16 protein-coding genes are annotated in these 14,798 nt (G+C 74.6%); 3 read left to right on the top strand and 13 right to left on the bottom strand.

Features of this window, described 5'->3' with window-relative positions:
• Positions 1-224: 224 nt before the first annotated feature.
• From KSE_RS25555 to KSE_RS25545, 3 genes are all read right to left on the bottom strand, one after another.
• Positions 225-428, bottom strand: coding sequence for a hypothetical protein (locus tag KSE_RS25555; RefSeq protein WP_014138250.1), 204 nt, complete (start codon positions 426-428; stop codon positions 225-227).
• Between the two features lie 381 nt (positions 429-809).
• Entirely contained in the window at positions 810-1,103 is a 294-nt protein-coding gene (locus KSE_RS25550; protein ID WP_033259303.1) for an acylphosphatase, read from the bottom strand.
• A 102-nt stretch (positions 1,104-1,205) separates the two neighbouring features.
• On the bottom strand, positions 1,206-2,009 hold the full coding sequence (locus KSE_RS25545; RefSeq protein ID WP_033259292.1) for a hypothetical protein: 804 nt from the start codon (positions 2,007-2,009) through the stop codon (positions 1,206-1,208).
• A gap of 169 nt (positions 2,010-2,178) precedes the next feature.
• Here KSE_RS25545 and KSE_RS25540 point away from each other — a divergent pair, with 169 nt between their 5' ends.
• On the top strand, positions 2,179-3,489 hold the full coding sequence (locus KSE_RS25540) for an MFS transporter (RefSeq protein WP_014138247.1): 1,311 nt from the start codon (positions 2,179-2,181) through the stop codon (positions 3,487-3,489).
• A 7-nt stretch (positions 3,490-3,496) separates the two neighbouring features.
• Here KSE_RS25540 and KSE_RS25535 read toward each other — a convergent pair whose 3' ends face one another.
• Positions 3,497-4,867: a membrane protein gene (locus KSE_RS25535; protein WP_033259291.1), complete on the bottom strand. Its 1,371-nt coding sequence runs from the start codon at positions 4,865-4,867 to the stop codon at positions 3,497-3,499.
• 236 nt (positions 4,868-5,103) lie between these two features.
• On the opposite strand from KSE_RS25535, the gene KSE_RS25530 reads away from it, so the two are divergent.
• Positions 5,104-6,018, top strand: a complete 915-nt coding sequence (locus KSE_RS25530) for a DMT family protein (protein ID WP_014138245.1) — start codon at positions 5,104-5,106, stop codon at positions 6,016-6,018.
• Between the two features lie 71 nt (positions 6,019-6,089).
• Positions 6,090-6,737 (top strand): hypothetical protein, encoded by a 648-nt coding sequence (locus KSE_RS25525; protein ID WP_014138244.1) that lies wholly within the window; start codon positions 6,090-6,092, stop codon positions 6,735-6,737.
• A 13-nt stretch (positions 6,738-6,750) separates the two neighbouring features.
• Here the strand turns inward: KSE_RS25525 and mutM are convergent, their stop codons facing one another.
• The 9 genes from mutM to recG all read right to left on the bottom strand — a co-directional run bounded on the left by mutM (position 6,751) and on the right by recG (position 14,768).
• On the bottom strand, positions 6,751-7,608 hold the full coding sequence (gene mutM / locus KSE_RS25520; RefSeq protein WP_014138243.1) for a bifunctional DNA-formamidopyrimidine glycosylase/DNA-(apurinic or apyrimidinic site) lyase: 858 nt from the start codon (positions 7,606-7,608) through the stop codon (positions 6,751-6,753).
• A 10-nt stretch (positions 7,609-7,618) separates the two neighbouring features.
• A complete protein-coding gene (gene rnc / locus KSE_RS25515; RefSeq protein WP_014138242.1) occupies positions 7,619-8,428 on the bottom strand; it encodes a ribonuclease III in 810 nt (269 codons plus the stop codon).
• Between the two features lie 20 nt (positions 8,429-8,448).
• Complete coding sequence (gene rpmF / locus KSE_RS40320; RefSeq protein ID WP_014138241.1) at positions 8,449-8,622, bottom strand: 50S ribosomal protein L32; 174 nt, start codon at positions 8,620-8,622, stop codon at positions 8,449-8,451.
• A 49-nt stretch (positions 8,623-8,671) separates the two neighbouring features.
• Complete coding sequence (locus tag KSE_RS25510) at positions 8,672-9,265, bottom strand: YceD family protein (protein ID WP_014138240.1); 594 nt, start codon at positions 9,263-9,265, stop codon at positions 8,672-8,674.
• 159 nt (positions 9,266-9,424) lie between these two features.
• Positions 9,425-10,567, bottom strand: a complete 1,143-nt coding sequence (locus tag KSE_RS25505) for an ATP synthase F0 subunit B (RefSeq protein ID WP_014138239.1) — start codon at positions 10,565-10,567, stop codon at positions 9,425-9,427.
• Between the two features lie 129 nt (positions 10,568-10,696).
• Positions 10,697-11,182, bottom strand: a complete 486-nt coding sequence (gene coaD, locus KSE_RS25500) for a pantetheine-phosphate adenylyltransferase (protein WP_014138238.1) — start codon at positions 11,180-11,182, stop codon at positions 10,697-10,699.
• Positions 11,183-11,214: 32 nt separating this feature from the next.
• Positions 11,215-11,799, bottom strand: a complete 585-nt coding sequence (rsmD, locus tag KSE_RS25495; protein ID WP_033259290.1) for a 16S rRNA (guanine(966)-N(2))-methyltransferase RsmD — start codon at positions 11,797-11,799, stop codon at positions 11,215-11,217.
• Between the two features lie 142 nt (positions 11,800-11,941).
• The gene (locus KSE_RS25490) at positions 11,942-12,451 is read right to left on the bottom strand and encodes a hypothetical protein (protein ID WP_014138236.1); all 510 of its coding nucleotides are present in this window, start codon (positions 12,449-12,451) and stop codon (positions 11,942-11,944) included.
• A gap of 106 nt (positions 12,452-12,557) precedes the next feature.
• Entirely contained in the window at positions 12,558-14,768 is a 2,211-nt protein-coding gene (recG, locus tag KSE_RS25485) for an ATP-dependent DNA helicase RecG (RefSeq protein WP_033259289.1), read from the bottom strand.
• Positions 14,769-14,798 lie beyond the last annotated feature (30 nt).

The following is a 14,798-nucleotide window of genomic DNA, read 5'->3' as shown; positions in this document are numbered from 1 at the left end:
CGGGCCGCCGGCCCGCCGCTCGGGGCCGCCCGCCGCCTGCGACTGTATCCGGCCGGGCCGTCGGCGGATGGTTTGGCAGCGCGGCGGGTCGGGGAAGTGGGACGGCAAAGGGTCGTCGCGGACACGACGAAGGGACGTCCGCTTCGGACGTCCCTTGCAGGCTGCCACCCTCTCGCGAGGGAGGCTCAGCGCACGACTGCGTCGATCGCGAGGACCACGAACGATCAGGTCAGGGCCGGCTCGCGCTGGTCCAGGTCGATGCTGCTGAGCAGCGAGTGCTCATCGGCGACGGCGGACAGCGCGTCGTTCTCGGCCTGGAGCTTGACCAGCTCGTTCTCCAGGTCCTGGACGCGCTGCTGCAGCCGTCGCATCTCGGTGAGCATTCGCGGGTCGGGGCCGCCGACGTACCCGAGAAGCGCCTTTGCCATGATGTGTGGTCCTCCACGCTGAGTGACCGAACCGTGTACGGTGGGTCTTGGGGGAAGGGATACGCACGCGCCTGCGCGCCGGACGTGCTGGCTGGGCACTACGAGGGCATCCGCTGGTGAGTGGCACACTCACAGGCGTGGCCCCGCCGGTTAAACGCAAACCTGTGCGCGGGTTTCCAGCGTCTCACCAAAGACCGTACGGGTCAACACGATCACCGCACGCTACCGCGCCCCTGTCACCTGCATGGCGGGAACGACACGCCATCGGCCGGGCTAGTGGATCACTACGTCTGCGGAGTCAACCACGTGTGGGGCCCGATGGCAACCCTGTGACACCGGCAGTTGCCAGGTGCTCTCCCCGCCCCGGCGAGCGCGGTGTGCTCATCGGATCGCGAAGCCGTCGTACCCGTCGCCTACGGCGGTCCAGATCTCGGTGACCCCGCTGACCCGACCAGGCGTTCCGGGCCCGCGGAGCGCGGCGAGCAGCCGCTCGCAGTCGGCGCGCGACCCCTCGGCGACCACCTGGACGCGGCCGTCGCCGAGGTTGCTCGTGTAGCCCGTCAGCCCGATCTCCAGGGCCCTGGCCCTGGTCCACCAGCGGAACCCGACCTGCTGGACGCGGCCGCGCACCCAGATGGTGGCGCGGACGGACCGGTGGCTGTCGTGACCCTGCATGCGTCCGACCATAGTCGGGCACTCCGGGGGCGCTCGGAAGGGGCTGCACGCCCCCCTGCCACCGACCCCCCGCCCTCGCTGGTCTCGCTGGTCTCACTGGTCTCAGTGCCGCGGCTCGGCCAGCGCGTGCAGCGTCCAGCCCCGGCCGGCCGGGTCGAGCGGGGCGGTGGCGGCGGTGAACAGCTCGGCCGCCCGCCGGTAGGAGAGCCGGCCGCGGCCGGTGAGCGGGCAGCGGTCGCGCTCCGGGGTGCCGGCCGGGGCGCGGCGGCCGGTGAGGAACAGCGGCCCGGCGGTGCGGCCGGCCACCAGCAGCGGCAGCAGCCGGGCGGTGCCGCCGCGCCAGCGCAGCGGGCGCTCGTCCGGGGCGGTGCGGGCCTGCCGACCCGCCGGGTCGAGCCGGTCCACGTCCAGCGCGAGCAGCCGCTCGATCGGCGCGCCGCTCTCCCGGACGAGGTGCCAGAGCACCTTCTCGCGCAGCGGCACCCGCAGGGCCAGGACGGCCCGCAGCCGGTCCGCGTCGAGTGCCCCGGCCGGGTCGGCGGGGGCGGTCGGCAGCGGGTGCAGCCCGGCGGCGGGGTCGGCGGCCAGCCAGCCGCGGGCGTGCCACCAGCGCAGGGCGGCCCGCAGCGCGGAGAGTTCGCGGTTGGCGGTGCGGGGGCCGACCGCCCCGGCCCGGGCGGCGAACGCGGCGGCCACCCGCTCCGGCGCGCCGGGCCCGTCCAGCAGGGCGAGCGGCAGCACCGGCGGGACGGCCCGCCGCCGCTCGGGGCCGGTCGGCGGGGTGCGGCCGACCAGCAGCCAGGCCCAGGTGCGCAGGGCGATCCGGTAGACCCGCCGGGAGCCGTCCGCGAGCGGGGCCCCGGCCAGGTAGTGCTCGGTCGCGACGGCGAACTCCACGGGTGTCATTCCCGCAGTAAATCCTCCGCGCGAGGAACCGTCAACACCCGCTCCGACGGCGGTAAATCGCCCGTTTACTGCGCTGGTTTCCGGCCTGGAAGAAATTGATGCTGATCCGCTCAGGTTTTCCGCCGGAACCCCTTGTCCGGCAGCCCCTCGGCGGGGCAGCCTGCCGGTCATGAAGTCGACTCCACGGCGGCTCGCCGTCCTGCGCGGGCGGCCGTTCCGCCTGTTCTTCACCGGCTACGCGGTCTCGCTGTTCGGCTCCTCGACGGCCTCCGTCGCGGTGGCCTTCGCGGTGCTGGACGGCGGGGGCGGCGGCTCCGGGCTGGGCGTGGTGATGGCGGCCCGGATCGTGCCGATCGTGCTGCTGCTGGTGCTCGGCGGGGCGGCCGCCGACCGGCTCGGACCGCGCCGGACCATGCTCGGCTCGGACGCGCTGCGCTGCGCGACCCAGGCCGCCACGGCGGCGCTGCTGTTCACCGGGCACGGCACGGTGGGGGCGCTGGCCGCGCTGATGGTGCTGTGGGGGCTGGGCGAGGCGGTGTTCCTGCCCGCACTGGACGCGCTGCTGCCGCGGCTCGTCCCGCCCGCCGAACTGGCCGATGCCAACGCGCTGCTGGGCATCGCCCGGAACGGCTCGGCGGTGGCCGGTCCGGCCCTGGCGGGGCTGCTGACCGCCACCGCGGGCCCGGGCTGGGTGCTGCTGCTGGACGCCGCCTCGTACGCGGCGGGCCTGGCGGCGCTGGCCCTGCTGCGCGTCCCGCCCGCGCCCGCCGCCGACGGCCCCGCGCCCGGGCTGCTGGCCGAACTCCGGGACGGCTGGGACGAGTTCCGCTCCCGGCGGTGGCTGTGGGTGAGCGTGCTGCAGGGCTGCCTGTTCAACCTGCTGGTGTGGGCGCCGTTCCTGGTGCTCGGCCCGGTGCTGGCCCGCGAGCGGCTCGGCGGGGCGGGCGGCTGGGGCGCGGTGCTGGGCGCCTACGGGGCGGGGGCGGTGCTGGGCGGGCTGGTGCTGCTGGGGCGGCGGCCGCGCCGTCCGCTGCGCGCGGTGCTGCTGGTGACCGCGGGCTGGGCGCTGCCCTCGGGGGCGCTGGCGCTGGGGTGGCCGCTGCCGCTGGTGATGGCGGCGGCGGCCGGGGCCGGGGTGACATCGATCGTCTCCGGCAGCCTGTTCGCCGCCCTGACCCAGCGCCACGTCCCGCCGCGGGCGCTGGGCCGGGTCAGCGCGTACGTGACGCTCGGGGCGTTCGCGTTCGGGCCGGTGGGGCTGGCGCTGGCCGGCCCGCTGGCCGCCGCGGCCGGCCCGGGGACGGTGCTGGGCTGGGGCGCGGCCTGGCAACTGGTCTCCTGCGCGGTGGTGCTGGCGCTGCTGGGCCGCCGGGAGCCGGCCGGGGCGGGCGACCCGGCGGGCGGCCTCCCCGGGGACGGGCGGCGGACGGCCCCCGTCCCGTCCGGGCGGGACGGGGGCCGGGGGCCGTCGGGCCGCTGAGGGGGCGTCAGTCGCCGAAGCCGCCGAAGTCACCGCCGCCGAAACCGCCCCCGTCGAAACCGCCGCCGTCGAAGGAGTCGCCGAAGTCCGCGGGGTTGAAGTCGCCGCCCGAGTAGTCGCCGGCGTCCGCGCCGCCGGTGTAGTCGTGCCCGCCGCCGTCGGAGCCGCCGTCGCCGCCGTACGCGTAGGCCGGGGTGGCGATCACCGAGCCGAGCACGGTGCCGACCAGCAGGCCGGGCAGCAGGCCGCCGCCGAAGTAGCCGCCGGCCCAGGGGCTGTAGGCGGGCCCGGCGTTCCAGTACGGCTGGTCGCCGTGCTCGGTCCGCACGGTGCGGACGTCCGGGTCCCGGCCGTCGGCGATCCGGGCCGCGTCGGCGGCGCAGGCCGGGACGGAGCGGGTGGCGCCGCCCTGCGGGGCCCAGTCCACGTCGGTGCTGGAGGGGCCGTGCCGCGGGTCGAAGAAGCACGGGACGCGGCGCTCGGGCAGCGGGCGGCCCTCCCGGCGGGCGGCCAGCACGGCCAGCGCGAACCGGCCCTGCTCCAGCGCCTCGGTGACCGGGCGGACGTCCTCGGGCCGCTCCGCCGCGTCCATCATGCGCTTGGCCCGGTCGTAGGCGTCCAGCGCGCCGGTGTAGTCGGCGCGCTGGGCGTCGTCCGCGTCGGGGGCGCCGGGGTCGAAGTCGAGCCGGTCGAGCTCCTCGCCGAACGCGGTGATGTCCTCGTCCACCACCGTGCGCAGCTGGGCGAGTTCGGCCCTGGCCTGCGCCTCCTTGCGCTTCTTCGCCCGGCGGAACAGCAGGAGGGCGCCGCCGCCGGCCAGCACCAGCAGCAGCACCGGGACGAGCACCCAGGCGATCGAGTCGCTGTGCTGCGGGCCCTCGCCCTTGGCCTGCCGGGCCGCGCCGTCGACGAACTCGGTCAGCGTGGCGCCGATGTCCTGGCCGTTGGAGCGGTACGCGGCGCCGGCCAGGTTGTCGGTCGCGGCCCGGCCCAGCGCCTCGGAGTCCGAGTCGGCGGCGAACCGGTCGCCACGCCAGACCGCGTAGACGCCGACGATGCCGACCTTGGTGCGCAGGTCCTTGATGACGGTCCTGGCCGGGTACGCCTCGCTGTCGGGCAGCACCGCGACGAAGATCGGCTTGTCGGCGTCCTTCAGCTTCTCCGCCAGCCGGTCCGCCTGGTCCTTGGAGAACCGGCCGCTCATCGCCGGGTCGACGTAGAGCTGGACCTTCTTCATCGCGTCGGCCGCGTCGTTCAGGCCGGACGCCGAGGCGGGCGCGGCCAGGCCGAACACCACCAGCAGCAGGCCGAGCAGCGCCGCAAGGACGGCGGCGGGCCCGGTGCGGGTGGTCCGGGAGCGGCGGAGCACAGTTCTCATGCCCCCGACCGTACCGGCCCGGCGCCGGGGGCCACGCCCTCCTCCGGTAGCGTCCGACCCCTGGTCCTCCCCTACCCGAGGGCGAGTCCGGCGCCCCGGACCCCCGCCGACCGGCCGGAGTCGGGGCCGGGCGTGCCACCGGGGTCGTCCGAACGGGCATAGTGGTGACGATCTTCCGCGCCCGTTCCCCCTCCCGTTTTCCCTCCCCCTTCCCCTCCCCCGACAGGAGACCCCAGGTGATCCTCGGCCTCGTCACCGCCGTCGCGGCGTCCGTCTGCTACGGCACCGGCTCGGTGCTGCAGGCCCTCGGCGCCCGCCGCTCGGCCCGGCAGGAGGCAGCGGCGGGCAACGTCACCGAGCACGGCGGGCCGAGCCTGTCCTCGACCGCGAAGGCCGCCGTCACCTGGGAGTTCATCCTCGGCACGGTGCTGGACTTCATCGGTTTCGGCCTCGGCGCGCTGGCCGCCCGGCTGCTGCCGCTGTTCCTGTCGCAGACCATCATCAGCGCCAACCTGGTGATCACCGCGGTGCTCTCGGTGAAGCTGCTGGGCCTGCGGCTGCGGCAGTTGGAGTGGCTGTCGATCGGCGTCCTGTGCGGCGCGCTGGTGCTGCTCGCGGTGGCGGCCGGCCCGGAGGGCGGGCACGAGGCGGCCCGCGCCTTCCACTGGGCGCTGCTGATCGGCTCGGCGGTGCTGATCGCGGGCGGCTCACTGCTGGTGCGCCGGCTCGGGTCGGGCGGGGCGATCGTGGCCGGCCTGCTCTCCGGCCTGGGCTTCGGCGCGCTGGGCATCGGGGTGCGGATCCTGGACGGCGTGCAGCCCTTCGACCTGGGCGCACTGCTCGCCGACCCGGCGCTGTACGCCGTGCTGGTCGGCGGCATCGGCGGCATGTACCTGCACACCGTCGCCCTGCAGGTCGGCTCGGTGAACGGCGCGACCGCCGCCCTGGTGGTCGGCGAGACGGTCGTCCCCGGCGCGGTGGGCGTGCTCTGGCTGGGCGACTCCTCCCGGGACGGCCTGGGCTGGCTGGCCGTCTCCGGCTTCGTCCTGGCGGTGGCGAGCGCCGTCGGCGTCGCCTACTTCGGCGAGGAGGGCGGCGCGCTGCAGGCCGCCGCCGAGGAGGAGCAGACCCCCGCCGGGCAGTCGGGCTGACGGCCCGGCGCCGGGGCTGCTAGCGTCGTCCCCTCCCCGGTCGCCGGGTGAGGTCTCCCCGGCGGGCCGCCATGACCGAACTGCTCGACGCGCTCGACCACCTGGACGCCGTCTTCGCCCCGCACGCCGAACGGCCGGTCGCCGTCGAGGGCTGCGCGTACTGCCACCCCGGCGGCGGCCTCGCGCTGCTGGCCGGCCCGGTCGGCGGGGTGCCCGACCTGCTGGTGGACGCGGTGGCCGGTGAGGTGCCCGACCACTGGGGCGACTTCCCCGGCCTCTACCGCCGGTTGACCCCGCGGATCCTGCGCCGGGTCGCGCTGGACGCTGCCGGGCCCGACCCGGCGGTGGTCGCGTCCCGGCTGCTGGCGGCCGGCTGGGGCGGGTGGCCCGAGCGCCCGGCCGTGGAGCGCTTCCTGCGGGCCTGGTGGGAGGCGATCCTGCGGGAGCCCTCCGGGCGGCACCCGGGGGAGGCGCTGGAGCTGCTCGTCCCGCTGACCGGCTCCCCCTTCCGGTGGCTGGAGCGGTGGGCGGCCCACCCGGACGAGCGGCTCTCGCTGCTCGTCGACCGCTGGCTGCAGCGCCGCCTGGAGGTGCGCTTCGGCCTCCACGACGAGGCCGGTGCCGCCCCGGCGGAGCTGGCGCAGTGGCTGCTCACCCTCGACCCGGAGTTCCTGGGCGCCTACCGGCTGCGGGAGGTGGAGCGGATCGCCTGGAGCTGAGCGCGCGGACGGCTCAGGCCCGGGGCGGGCGCTGGCACTTCGGGCAGGAGTAGCTGGAGCGGTTCATCCAGGCGTCCCGCCGCATCGGCGTCCCGCAGCGGCGGCAGGGCTCGCCCTCCCGGCCGTAGGCGTCGAGGTCGCGGGAGAAGTAGCCGCTCTCGCCGTTGACGTTGACGTACATCGAGTCGAAGCTGGTGCCGCCGACGGCCAGCGCCGCCGTCATGACGTCCCGGGCGTGGCCGAGCAGTTCGAGTGCGGCGGGGCGGGTCAGGGTGGCGGTGGGGCGGTCGAAGTGCAGGCGGCTGCGCCAGAGCGCCTCGTCGGCGTAGATGTTGCCGACGCCGCTGACCAGGGTCTGGTCGAGCAGGGCGCGTTTGACGGTGGTGCGCTTGGCGCGCAGGGCGCGGGCGAAGGCGTCGTCGTCGAAGCGGGCGTCGAGCGGGTCGCGGGCGATGTGGGCGAGCGAGCGCGGGGTGGCTTCGGGGTCGCCGTCCTCGGCTTCCTCGACGGCGAGGCCGCCGAAGGTGCGCTGGTCGACGAAGCGCAGTTCGGTGCCGCCGTCGGTGAACCGGAGCCGGGCCCGCAGGTGCGGGGAGTCGGCCATCTCGGGTTCCTGGACGAGGAGTTGGCCGCTCATCCCGAGGTGCCCGATCATCGACAGGCCGTCGCCGAGCGGCACCCACAGGTACTTGCCGCGGCGCTGCGGTTCGCCGAGCGTGCGGCCGCGCAGCAGCGCGCTGAACTCGTCGGCGCCGCCGGCCTGGCGGCGGACGGCGCGCGGGTGCAGCACCCGCGCCTCGGCGACGGTGCGTCCGGCGGCCCAGCGGGCCAGACCGCGGCGGACGACCTCGACCTCGGGCAGCTCGGGCACGGCGGGCCGGTCAGACCGTCGTGGCGGGCTGGTCGGCGGCGGGCGCCGCGGCCTCGTTCCGGGCTTCGTGCTGGGCCTTGATCGCGCGCCAGGCGGACTCGGCGGCCTTCTGCTCGGCTTCCTTCTTCGAGCGTCCGCTGCCGGAGCCGTGGTCCTGTCCGGCGACCCGGGCGGCGGCGGTGAAGGTCTTCTCGTGGTCCGGGCCGGATTCGGTGACCACGTACTCGGGCACGCCGAGGCCCACGGCGGCGGTGAGCTCCTGGAGGCTGGTCTTCCAGTCGAGGCCGGCGCCGAGCTGGGCGGATTCCGCGATCAGCGGGTCGAACAGGCGGTGGACGAACTCGGTGGCCGCGTCCAGGCCCTGGTCGAGGTAGGTCGCGCCGATCACGGCCTCGACGGTGTCGGCGAGGATCGACGACTTGTCGCGGCCGCCGGTGCCCTCCTCGCCCTTGCCCAGGCGGATGAAGGCCCCGAGGTCCAGGCCGCGGCCGACCTCGGCGAGCGCGCGGGAGTTGACCACCGCGGCGCGGAGCTTGGCGAGCGTGCCCTCGGCGACCTCCGGGTGGAGGCGGTAGAGGGTGTCGGTCACCACGAGGCCCAGCACCGAGTCGCCGAGGAACTCCAGGCGCTCGTTGGTGGGCAGGCCACCGTTCTCGTACGCGTACGAGCGGTGGGTCAGGGCACGTACCAGAAGGGCGCGCTCAAGTGAGTACCCGAGGCGCCCTTCCAGGACGTCGTATTCGGTCGAAGCCGGCCCACCGCCCTTGCCCCCGTTGGTCGCGGGGTTCGGCTTGCGGGTGGAACTGCCACTGTCCGACATCGATCCGTGCACCCCGCCGATCAGACCGAGAGGACCTGGCGACGGTTGTACGTGCCGCAGCTCGGGCACGCGATGTGCGAGAGCTTCGGCTCGTGGCAGCGGTCGCACGCGACGAGCGCGGGCACGACGGCCTTCCAGTTGGAACGGCGGTGACGCGTGTTGCTGCGCGACATCTTCCGCTTCGGAACAGCCACGGTAAATCTCCTGGTTCTACGGCGAGGCCCTCACGGGCAGCGCTGTGTCTTATTCCTCGTCACCCTCGTCGCCGGGGGCGGCGGAGAGTCCCTGCAGAGCCGCCCACCGGGGGTCGGCGGCGTCGTGGTGGTGCGCCGGGTCGTCGCTCAGGCGCGCTCCGCACGCGGAGCACAGGCCCAGGCAGTCGTCCTGGCACACCGGCTGCAGCGGCAGTGCGAGCACCACCGCGTCACGCAGCACCGGCTGGAGGTCGAACAGGTCGCCCTCCAGGCGGTAAGTCTCGTCCTCGGACTCCTCGTCGAAGTCGTCCCCCGCGATCGCGCGGTGCCGCTCCTCGGACTCCGGGTAGTAGTAGAGCTCCTGGAAGTCGACCTCCAGGTCGTCCTCCACCGGCTCCAGGCAGCGCGAGCACTCGCCGGTGACGCGGGCCTCGGCGGTGCCGGTGACCAGCACGCCCTCGACCACGGACTCCAGGCGGAGCTCCAGCGCGATCTCGCTCTTCTCGGGGACGCCGATGACGTCCGCGATGCCGAGCTCCGCCGGGGCCTCCAGGGTGCGGGACACCTTGCGCAGCGATCCGGGGCGACGGCCGAGCTCGTGCGTGTCGAACACGAGCGGGTCGCGGTGGTCGAGGCGGTTCAAGGTTTCCTGACTTCCTGGCGGCGGCACGCGTTCCTGCGTGGCGCGGGTTTCTCGGTCTCCGTTCCGCACGTCCCGGCTGCGGGCGTGCGGCGGACCCGGCGCGAACAGGCCGGAGTGGTCAGACTACCGGAGACTGCGCGCCGAACCCAACTCGCGCCCTCAGCGGCCGCCGAGCTCCCGCAGCCTGGTCATGTCGATCATGCTGGTGTCGAAGAAGCTGGTCTCGTCCAGTCCGGGCTGCTGCCCGGCCTGCTGCTGGGGCAGCTGGGCCTGCGGCTGCTGCTGGTAGCCGTACGGGTCGGCGGGCAGCGGGTTGCCCCACTGGTCGAAGCCCTGCGGCTGCTGGTACTGCGGCTGCTGGTAGTACGGGTCGACCGGCTGCTGGTGCCCGTAGGGCTGGCCGTACGGGTCGGCCTGCGGGGCGGCCGCCGGGTCGTAGCCGCTGTTGTACGCCTCGGCGTACTGCGGGGCCTGCGGCCGGGCGTACGGGTCCTCGCCGGGCTGCTGCCAGCCGGCCGCGGCCGGGGTCTGCTCGGGCCAGGACTGCTGCTGCGGCACCTCGGCGTACCACTGCTGCGGCTCGGCGCCGTCGGCGAAGCCGGCCGCCACCGCCTCGGCGCGGTCCTTGAGCTGCTGGGCCTCGTCGGCGGCGGCCAGGTAGGCGCCCAGTTCGTCGATCGGGGCCTTGCCGAGCAGCTTGTCGCGGCCCTTGCCGACGGCCTCCAGGGTGGCGGAGAGCACCGCCTCCAGGGTGGCCAGCTTCACGTCCACGTACTCGTCGGCCTCGGGGCTGGGGCTGATCCGCGGCCGGAACTCCTCGCCGTCCTCGCCGCCGTCCGCCTCCGGCTCGTACACGCCGGAGTCGCCGCGCAGCTTCTGCCGGCCGCGGCCGACCGCGCCGAGCGTCTTGGTGAGCACGACCTCGAAGTTGGCCAGCTTGGAGTCGACGTAGTCGTCGGCCTCGGCCCGCTTGGCCTGCACCTCGGAGCGGGCCTCGGCGAGGATCCGGTCGGCCTCGGACTGGGACTGCCGGACCACCTCGGTGTCGGAGATCAGCGAGCCGCGCTCGTCGTGCGCGCCGCGGATGATCCGGTCGGCCTGGTCCCGGGCGTCGGCCACCATCTGCTGGTGGTCGGCCACCACCGACTGGGCCTGGGCGAGTTCGGCGGGCATCGCCTCGCGCAGGTCGCGGAGCATCCCGGTCAACTCGGCACGGTTGACCACGCAGGACGACGACATCGGCATCGCCTTGGCCTTCTCGACCAGGGCGATGATCTCGTCGAGTTTCTGCTGCACGTCCACGGGCGTCTTCAGTCTTTCCGTGTGCCGCCGAGGTGCGGCGGAGGCAGTGCCCGCGGGCCGCCGGCTGCGGCCCCGGGGCCGGGGGTACAGACTGTACGGCCACCTACCCCGCCGCCCGCAACGCCCTGCTCAGCCGCGGCGTTCGGCGATCCGCTCGATCAGCCGGCGGTGCACCGTGTCGGGCAGCAGGTGCGAGACGTCGCCGCCGAGCGAGGCGACCTCCTTGACCAGGCTGGAGGAGAGGAAGCTGTACGTCGGCGAGGTCGGCACGAACAGCGTCTCGACGCCGGTCAGGCCGTGGTTCATCTGGGCCATCTGCAGCTCGTAGTCGAAGTCGCCGGCCGCCCGCAGGCCCTTGATGATCGCCGGGATGCCGCGCTCGCGGCAGAAGTCCACCAGCAGGCCGCTGTGCGACTCGACCTCGATGTTGCCCAGGTGCGCGGTGGTCTCGGCGATCAGCGCGATCCGCTCGTCGATCGAGAACATGCCCTGCTTGTTGCGGTTGATCAGCACCGCCACGTGCACCACGTCGTACAGCTTCGAGGCCCGCTCGATGATGTCGAGGTGTCCGTTGGTGATGGGGTCGAAGGACCCCGGACAGACGGCGCGGCGCATGGGTGTGCTCCCTTGTGGGGCGGGATGTTCTGCTACGAGTCTTGATCAGCCCCGACGGCGGCGCGACCGTACCAGAGCGTGCCCTCGCCGTACTTGCGCGAGCGCAGCGGCTCGAAACCGTCCGGCCAGCCGAACTCGCCGCCCCGGGTGCTGCGTTCCACGGTGACGAGAACGTGCTCGGACAGCCAGCCCCCCGAGCGGAGTGTGACCAGCATCTCCCGCAGCACGGCGTCCTCCACCGCGTACGGCGGATCCAGGAACACCAGGTCGTACGGGGTGGCCGGGGGCGCGCTGGCGATCACCTTCTCGGCCTTCTCCGCGCGCACCTCGGCGCCCGGCAGGCCGAGCGTCCGGACGTTCTCCCGGACGGTCCGCACCGCGCCCGGGTCGGACTCCACCAGCAGCGCGTGCGCGGCCCCGCGGGAGAGCGCCTCCAGGCCGACCGCGCCGCTGCCCGCGAACAGGTCGAGCATCCGGGCGCCGGCGATCGGGCCGGACAGCGCCTCGACGGTGGAGAACATCGCCTCCCGCGCCTTGTCGGAGGTCGGACGGGTGTTCCGTCCCGGCGGCGCGGCGAGCGGGCGGCCTCCGGCACGGCCGGCGATCACGCGAGGCATGGCGTGGGGTCCTTTGCGGGGGGAGCGGGCGGAACGGGCTGCGCGCCCGACCCTAGCCGACGGATCGGCCCCGGGCCGGGCGCGCGGCCCGCGCTCCCCCGCCCGCTCCCCCCGCTACCGCCCGCTCACCGCGCCGCCGGGCTCACTCGTTCGAGGCGGCGCCCAGCAGCGTCGGCGACGCGTACCGCGACCAGGACAGGCAGCCGTCGGGCGGGCAGTACTCGGGGCGGCGCGGGTCGTGCCCGAGCTCGCGCAGCTTGGTCCGGACGGAGTCGGGCGTGCGCCCGTAGCGGGCGGCGATCCGGGCGATGGTCTCGCCCTCGTGGAAGCGCCGGACCAGCTCCTCCTCGTGCTGCGGCACCCAGGGGGCGCCGTGCCCGGGGTAGAGCTCGCGCAGGACGTCCCGGTCCGGGATCGGCTCGGAGACGTCGGCGACGATCGCCAGCGCGCGCAGGGCCCGGTTCAGCGCGATGCGCAGGGAAGCGACGTCCTCCACCGGGAGGCGCAGCTTGCCGGAGGCGACCGGGTTGGCGGAGTTGCCCTCGCGCCAGCCGGTCAGGGTGAGGGTGACTTCGCGGTCGTCCTCGCTGGCGACCTCGATCCGGAAGACCTTGTCGCCGAGCGGGAGCTCGTTGAGGTGACGGAATGCCATGGCAATGACCCCCAATTCTCGCGCCGGGGAAGCGACTTGGAGTGCTCCCCGAACAAGTACATCCTCTCGCGGAGCACTGACAACCGGGGTGCCCGAACGACCCGCCTCAGCCCTTCTCCAGGTACTCCGCGCGCTCCTCGTCGAGCAGGCTCGCCAGCACGGTGCGCAGCTCCGGGTGGGCGGCCAGTCCGGGGTCGGCGGCGACCAGCCGGGTGGCCTCGGCCCGGGCGGCGGCGATGACGTCCTCGTCCTCCAGCACCGAGAGCACCTTCAGCGAGGACTTCACGCCGGACTGGGCCTGGCCGAGCACGTCGCCCTCGCGGCGCTGTTCGAGGTCGATCCGGGAGAGCGCGAAGCCGTCCAGCGTGCCGGCCACCGCGTCCAGCCGGGCCCGGGCGGCGCTGGCCGCGGGCATGTCGCTGACCAGCAGGCAGAGCCCGGCGGCGGAGCCGCGGCCGACCCGGCCGCGGAGCTGGTGCAGCTGGGAGACGCCGAACCGGTCCGCGTCCATGATCACCATGGCGGTGGAGTTCGGGACGTTGACGCCGACCTCGATCACGGTGGTGGCGACCAGCACGTCCACCTCCCCGGCCGCGAACCGGCGCATCACGTCGTCCTTGGCGTCGGGCGCCAGCCGGCCGTGCAGGATCTCCACCCGCAGCCCGGCCAGCGGACCCTTGGCGAGCTTCTCGGCGGTCTCCACCACGGCCAGCGGCGGCCGGCGCTCCTCGCCGTCCGCTCCCCCGCCGACCTCCTCGGGCTCGTCCCCGCGCTTCTTCCGGCCCGCCTTCGCGGGCTGCTCGTCCTCGTCCCCGATCCGCGGGCAGACCACGTACGCCTGGTGGCCCTTGCCGACCTCCTCGCGGACCCGCTCCCAGGCCCGGACCAGGAAGTTCGGCTTCTCCAGGGCGGGCACCACGTGGGTGGAGATCGGCGAGCGGCCGGACGGCAGCTGGTCCAGGACGGAGGTCTCCAGGTCGCCGAAGACGGTCATCGCGACGGTCCGCGGGATCGGCGTGGCGGTCATCACCAGCAGGTGCGGGGGCTGCTCGCCCTTGGCCCGCAGCGCGTCGCGCTGCTCGACGCCGAAGCGGTGCTGCTCGTCGACGACGACCAGGCCGAGGTCGGCGAACCGCACCTTGTCCTCGATCAGGGCGTGCGTGCCGATCACGATGCCGGCCTTGCCGGAGGCCATGTCGAGCAGCGCGCCGCGCCGGGCGGCGGCGCCCATCGAGCCGGTCAGCAGGGCGACCCGGGTGCCGATCTCGGAGCCGCCGATCATCCCGGCCTCGGCGAGGTCGCCCATCATCTCGGTGATCGAGCGGTGGTGCTGCTGGGCGAGCACCTCGGTGGGGGCGAGCAGCACGGCCTGCCCGCCGGTGTCGACCACGGCGAGCATCGCGCGCAGCGCGACCAGCGTCTTGCCGGAGCCGACCTCGCCCTGCAGCAGCCGGTGCATCGGGTGCTCGGTGGCCAGGTCGGCGAAGATCTCGGCGCAGACCGCGCGCTGGCCGTCGGTGAGCGTGAACGGCAGCCGGGCGTCGAAGGCGTCCAGCACCCCGCCGGGGACGGGGCGGCGCGGGACGGCGGGCAGCGCGGAGTCGGCGGCCCGGCGCTGGGCGAGGGCGACCTGGAGCACGAAGGCCTCGTCCCAGCGCAGCCGGTTCTGGGCGCGCTCCTTGTCGGCCTGGCCGTGCGGGCGGTGGATCAGCTCCAGCGCCTCGGGCAGCGGGATCAGGCCGTGCTCGGCGCGCAGTTCGGCGGGCAGCGGTTCGCCGACGTCGGCGAGGTGCTTGGTGAGGGCCATCTCGACGCAGAGCGAGAGCTTCCAGCTGGGCATCTGGGCGCTCGCCGGGTAGACCGGGATGAGCCGGCCGGCGAACTGCTTCGCCGCCGAGGAGCCCTCCTCGTCGTCGATCAACTGGTAGTCGGGCGAGGCGAGTTGGCGGGTGCGGTTGAACAGGCCGACCTTGCCGGCGAACAGCCCCTGCTGGCCGGGGCGGAGGTCCTTCTGCCGCCAGCCCTGGTTGAAGAACACCAGCGAGAGCTTCGAGCGGCCGTCGGTGACCACCACCTCCAGCCGGTCGCCCTTGCGGCCGCGGAACGGGATCAGGGTGACCTTCTCGATCCGGGCCAGCACGGTGACGTGCTCGTCCACCTCCAGCTCGTCCAGGCTGGTGAGCTGGCCGCGCTCGACGTACCGGCGCGGGTAGTGGTGCAGCAGGTCGCCGACCGTGCGCAGGTGGAGGCTGTCGGCCAGCACCTTCGCGGTGCGGTCGCCGACCAGGTCCTTCAGAGGTTCATCGAGAGCGCCCATCGCCCCCATTTCACACCACCGGACCGACGC

The organism is Kitasatospora setae KM-6054 (assembly GCF_000269985.1).
Taxonomy (GTDB): Bacteria; Actinomycetota; Actinomycetes; order Streptomycetales; family Streptomycetaceae; genus Kitasatospora; species Kitasatospora setae.
This window is presented reverse-complemented; position numbering and strand designations above follow the sequence as displayed.

What these genes read in the sequence shown, in the direction of transcription:
- KSE_RS25555 (WP_014138250.1), bottom strand. Translation starts at nt 428, where the DNA reads ATGGCAAAGGCGCTTCTCGGGTACGTCGGCGGCCCCGACCCGCGAATG.
- KSE_RS25550 (WP_033259303.1), bottom strand. Translation starts at nt 1,103, where the DNA reads ATGCAGGGTCACGACAGCCACCGGTCCGTCCGCGCCACCATCTGGGTG.
- KSE_RS25545 (WP_033259292.1), bottom strand. Translation starts at nt 2,009, where the DNA reads ATGACACCCGTGGAGTTCGCCGTCGCGACCGAGCACTACCTGGCCGGG.
- KSE_RS25540 (WP_014138247.1), top strand. Translation starts at nt 2,179, where the DNA reads ATGAAGTCGACTCCACGGCGGCTCGCCGTCCTGCGCGGGCGGCCGTTC.
- KSE_RS25535 (WP_033259291.1), bottom strand. Translation starts at nt 4,867, where the DNA reads ATGAGAACTGTGCTCCGCCGCTCCCGGACCACCCGCACCGGGCCCGCC.
- KSE_RS25525 (WP_014138244.1), top strand. Translation starts at nt 6,090, where the DNA reads ATGACCGAACTGCTCGACGCGCTCGACCACCTGGACGCCGTCTTCGCC.
- rnc (WP_014138242.1), bottom strand. Translation starts at nt 8,428, where the DNA reads ATGTCGGACAGTGGCAGTTCCACCCGCAAGCCGAACCCCGCGACCAAC.
- coaD (WP_014138238.1), bottom strand. Translation starts at nt 11,182, where the DNA reads ATGCGCCGCGCCGTCTGTCCGGGGTCCTTCGACCCCATCACCAACGGA.
- rsmD (WP_033259290.1), bottom strand. Translation starts at nt 11,799, where the DNA reads ATGCCTCGCGTGATCGCCGGCCGTGCCGGAGGCCGCCCGCTCGCCGCG.
- KSE_RS25490 (WP_014138236.1), bottom strand. Translation starts at nt 12,451, where the DNA reads ATGGCATTCCGTCACCTCAACGAGCTCCCGCTCGGCGACAAGGTCTTC.
- recG (WP_033259289.1), bottom strand. Translation starts at nt 14,768, where the DNA reads ATGGGCGCTCTCGATGAACCTCTGAAGGACCTGGTCGGCGACCGCACC.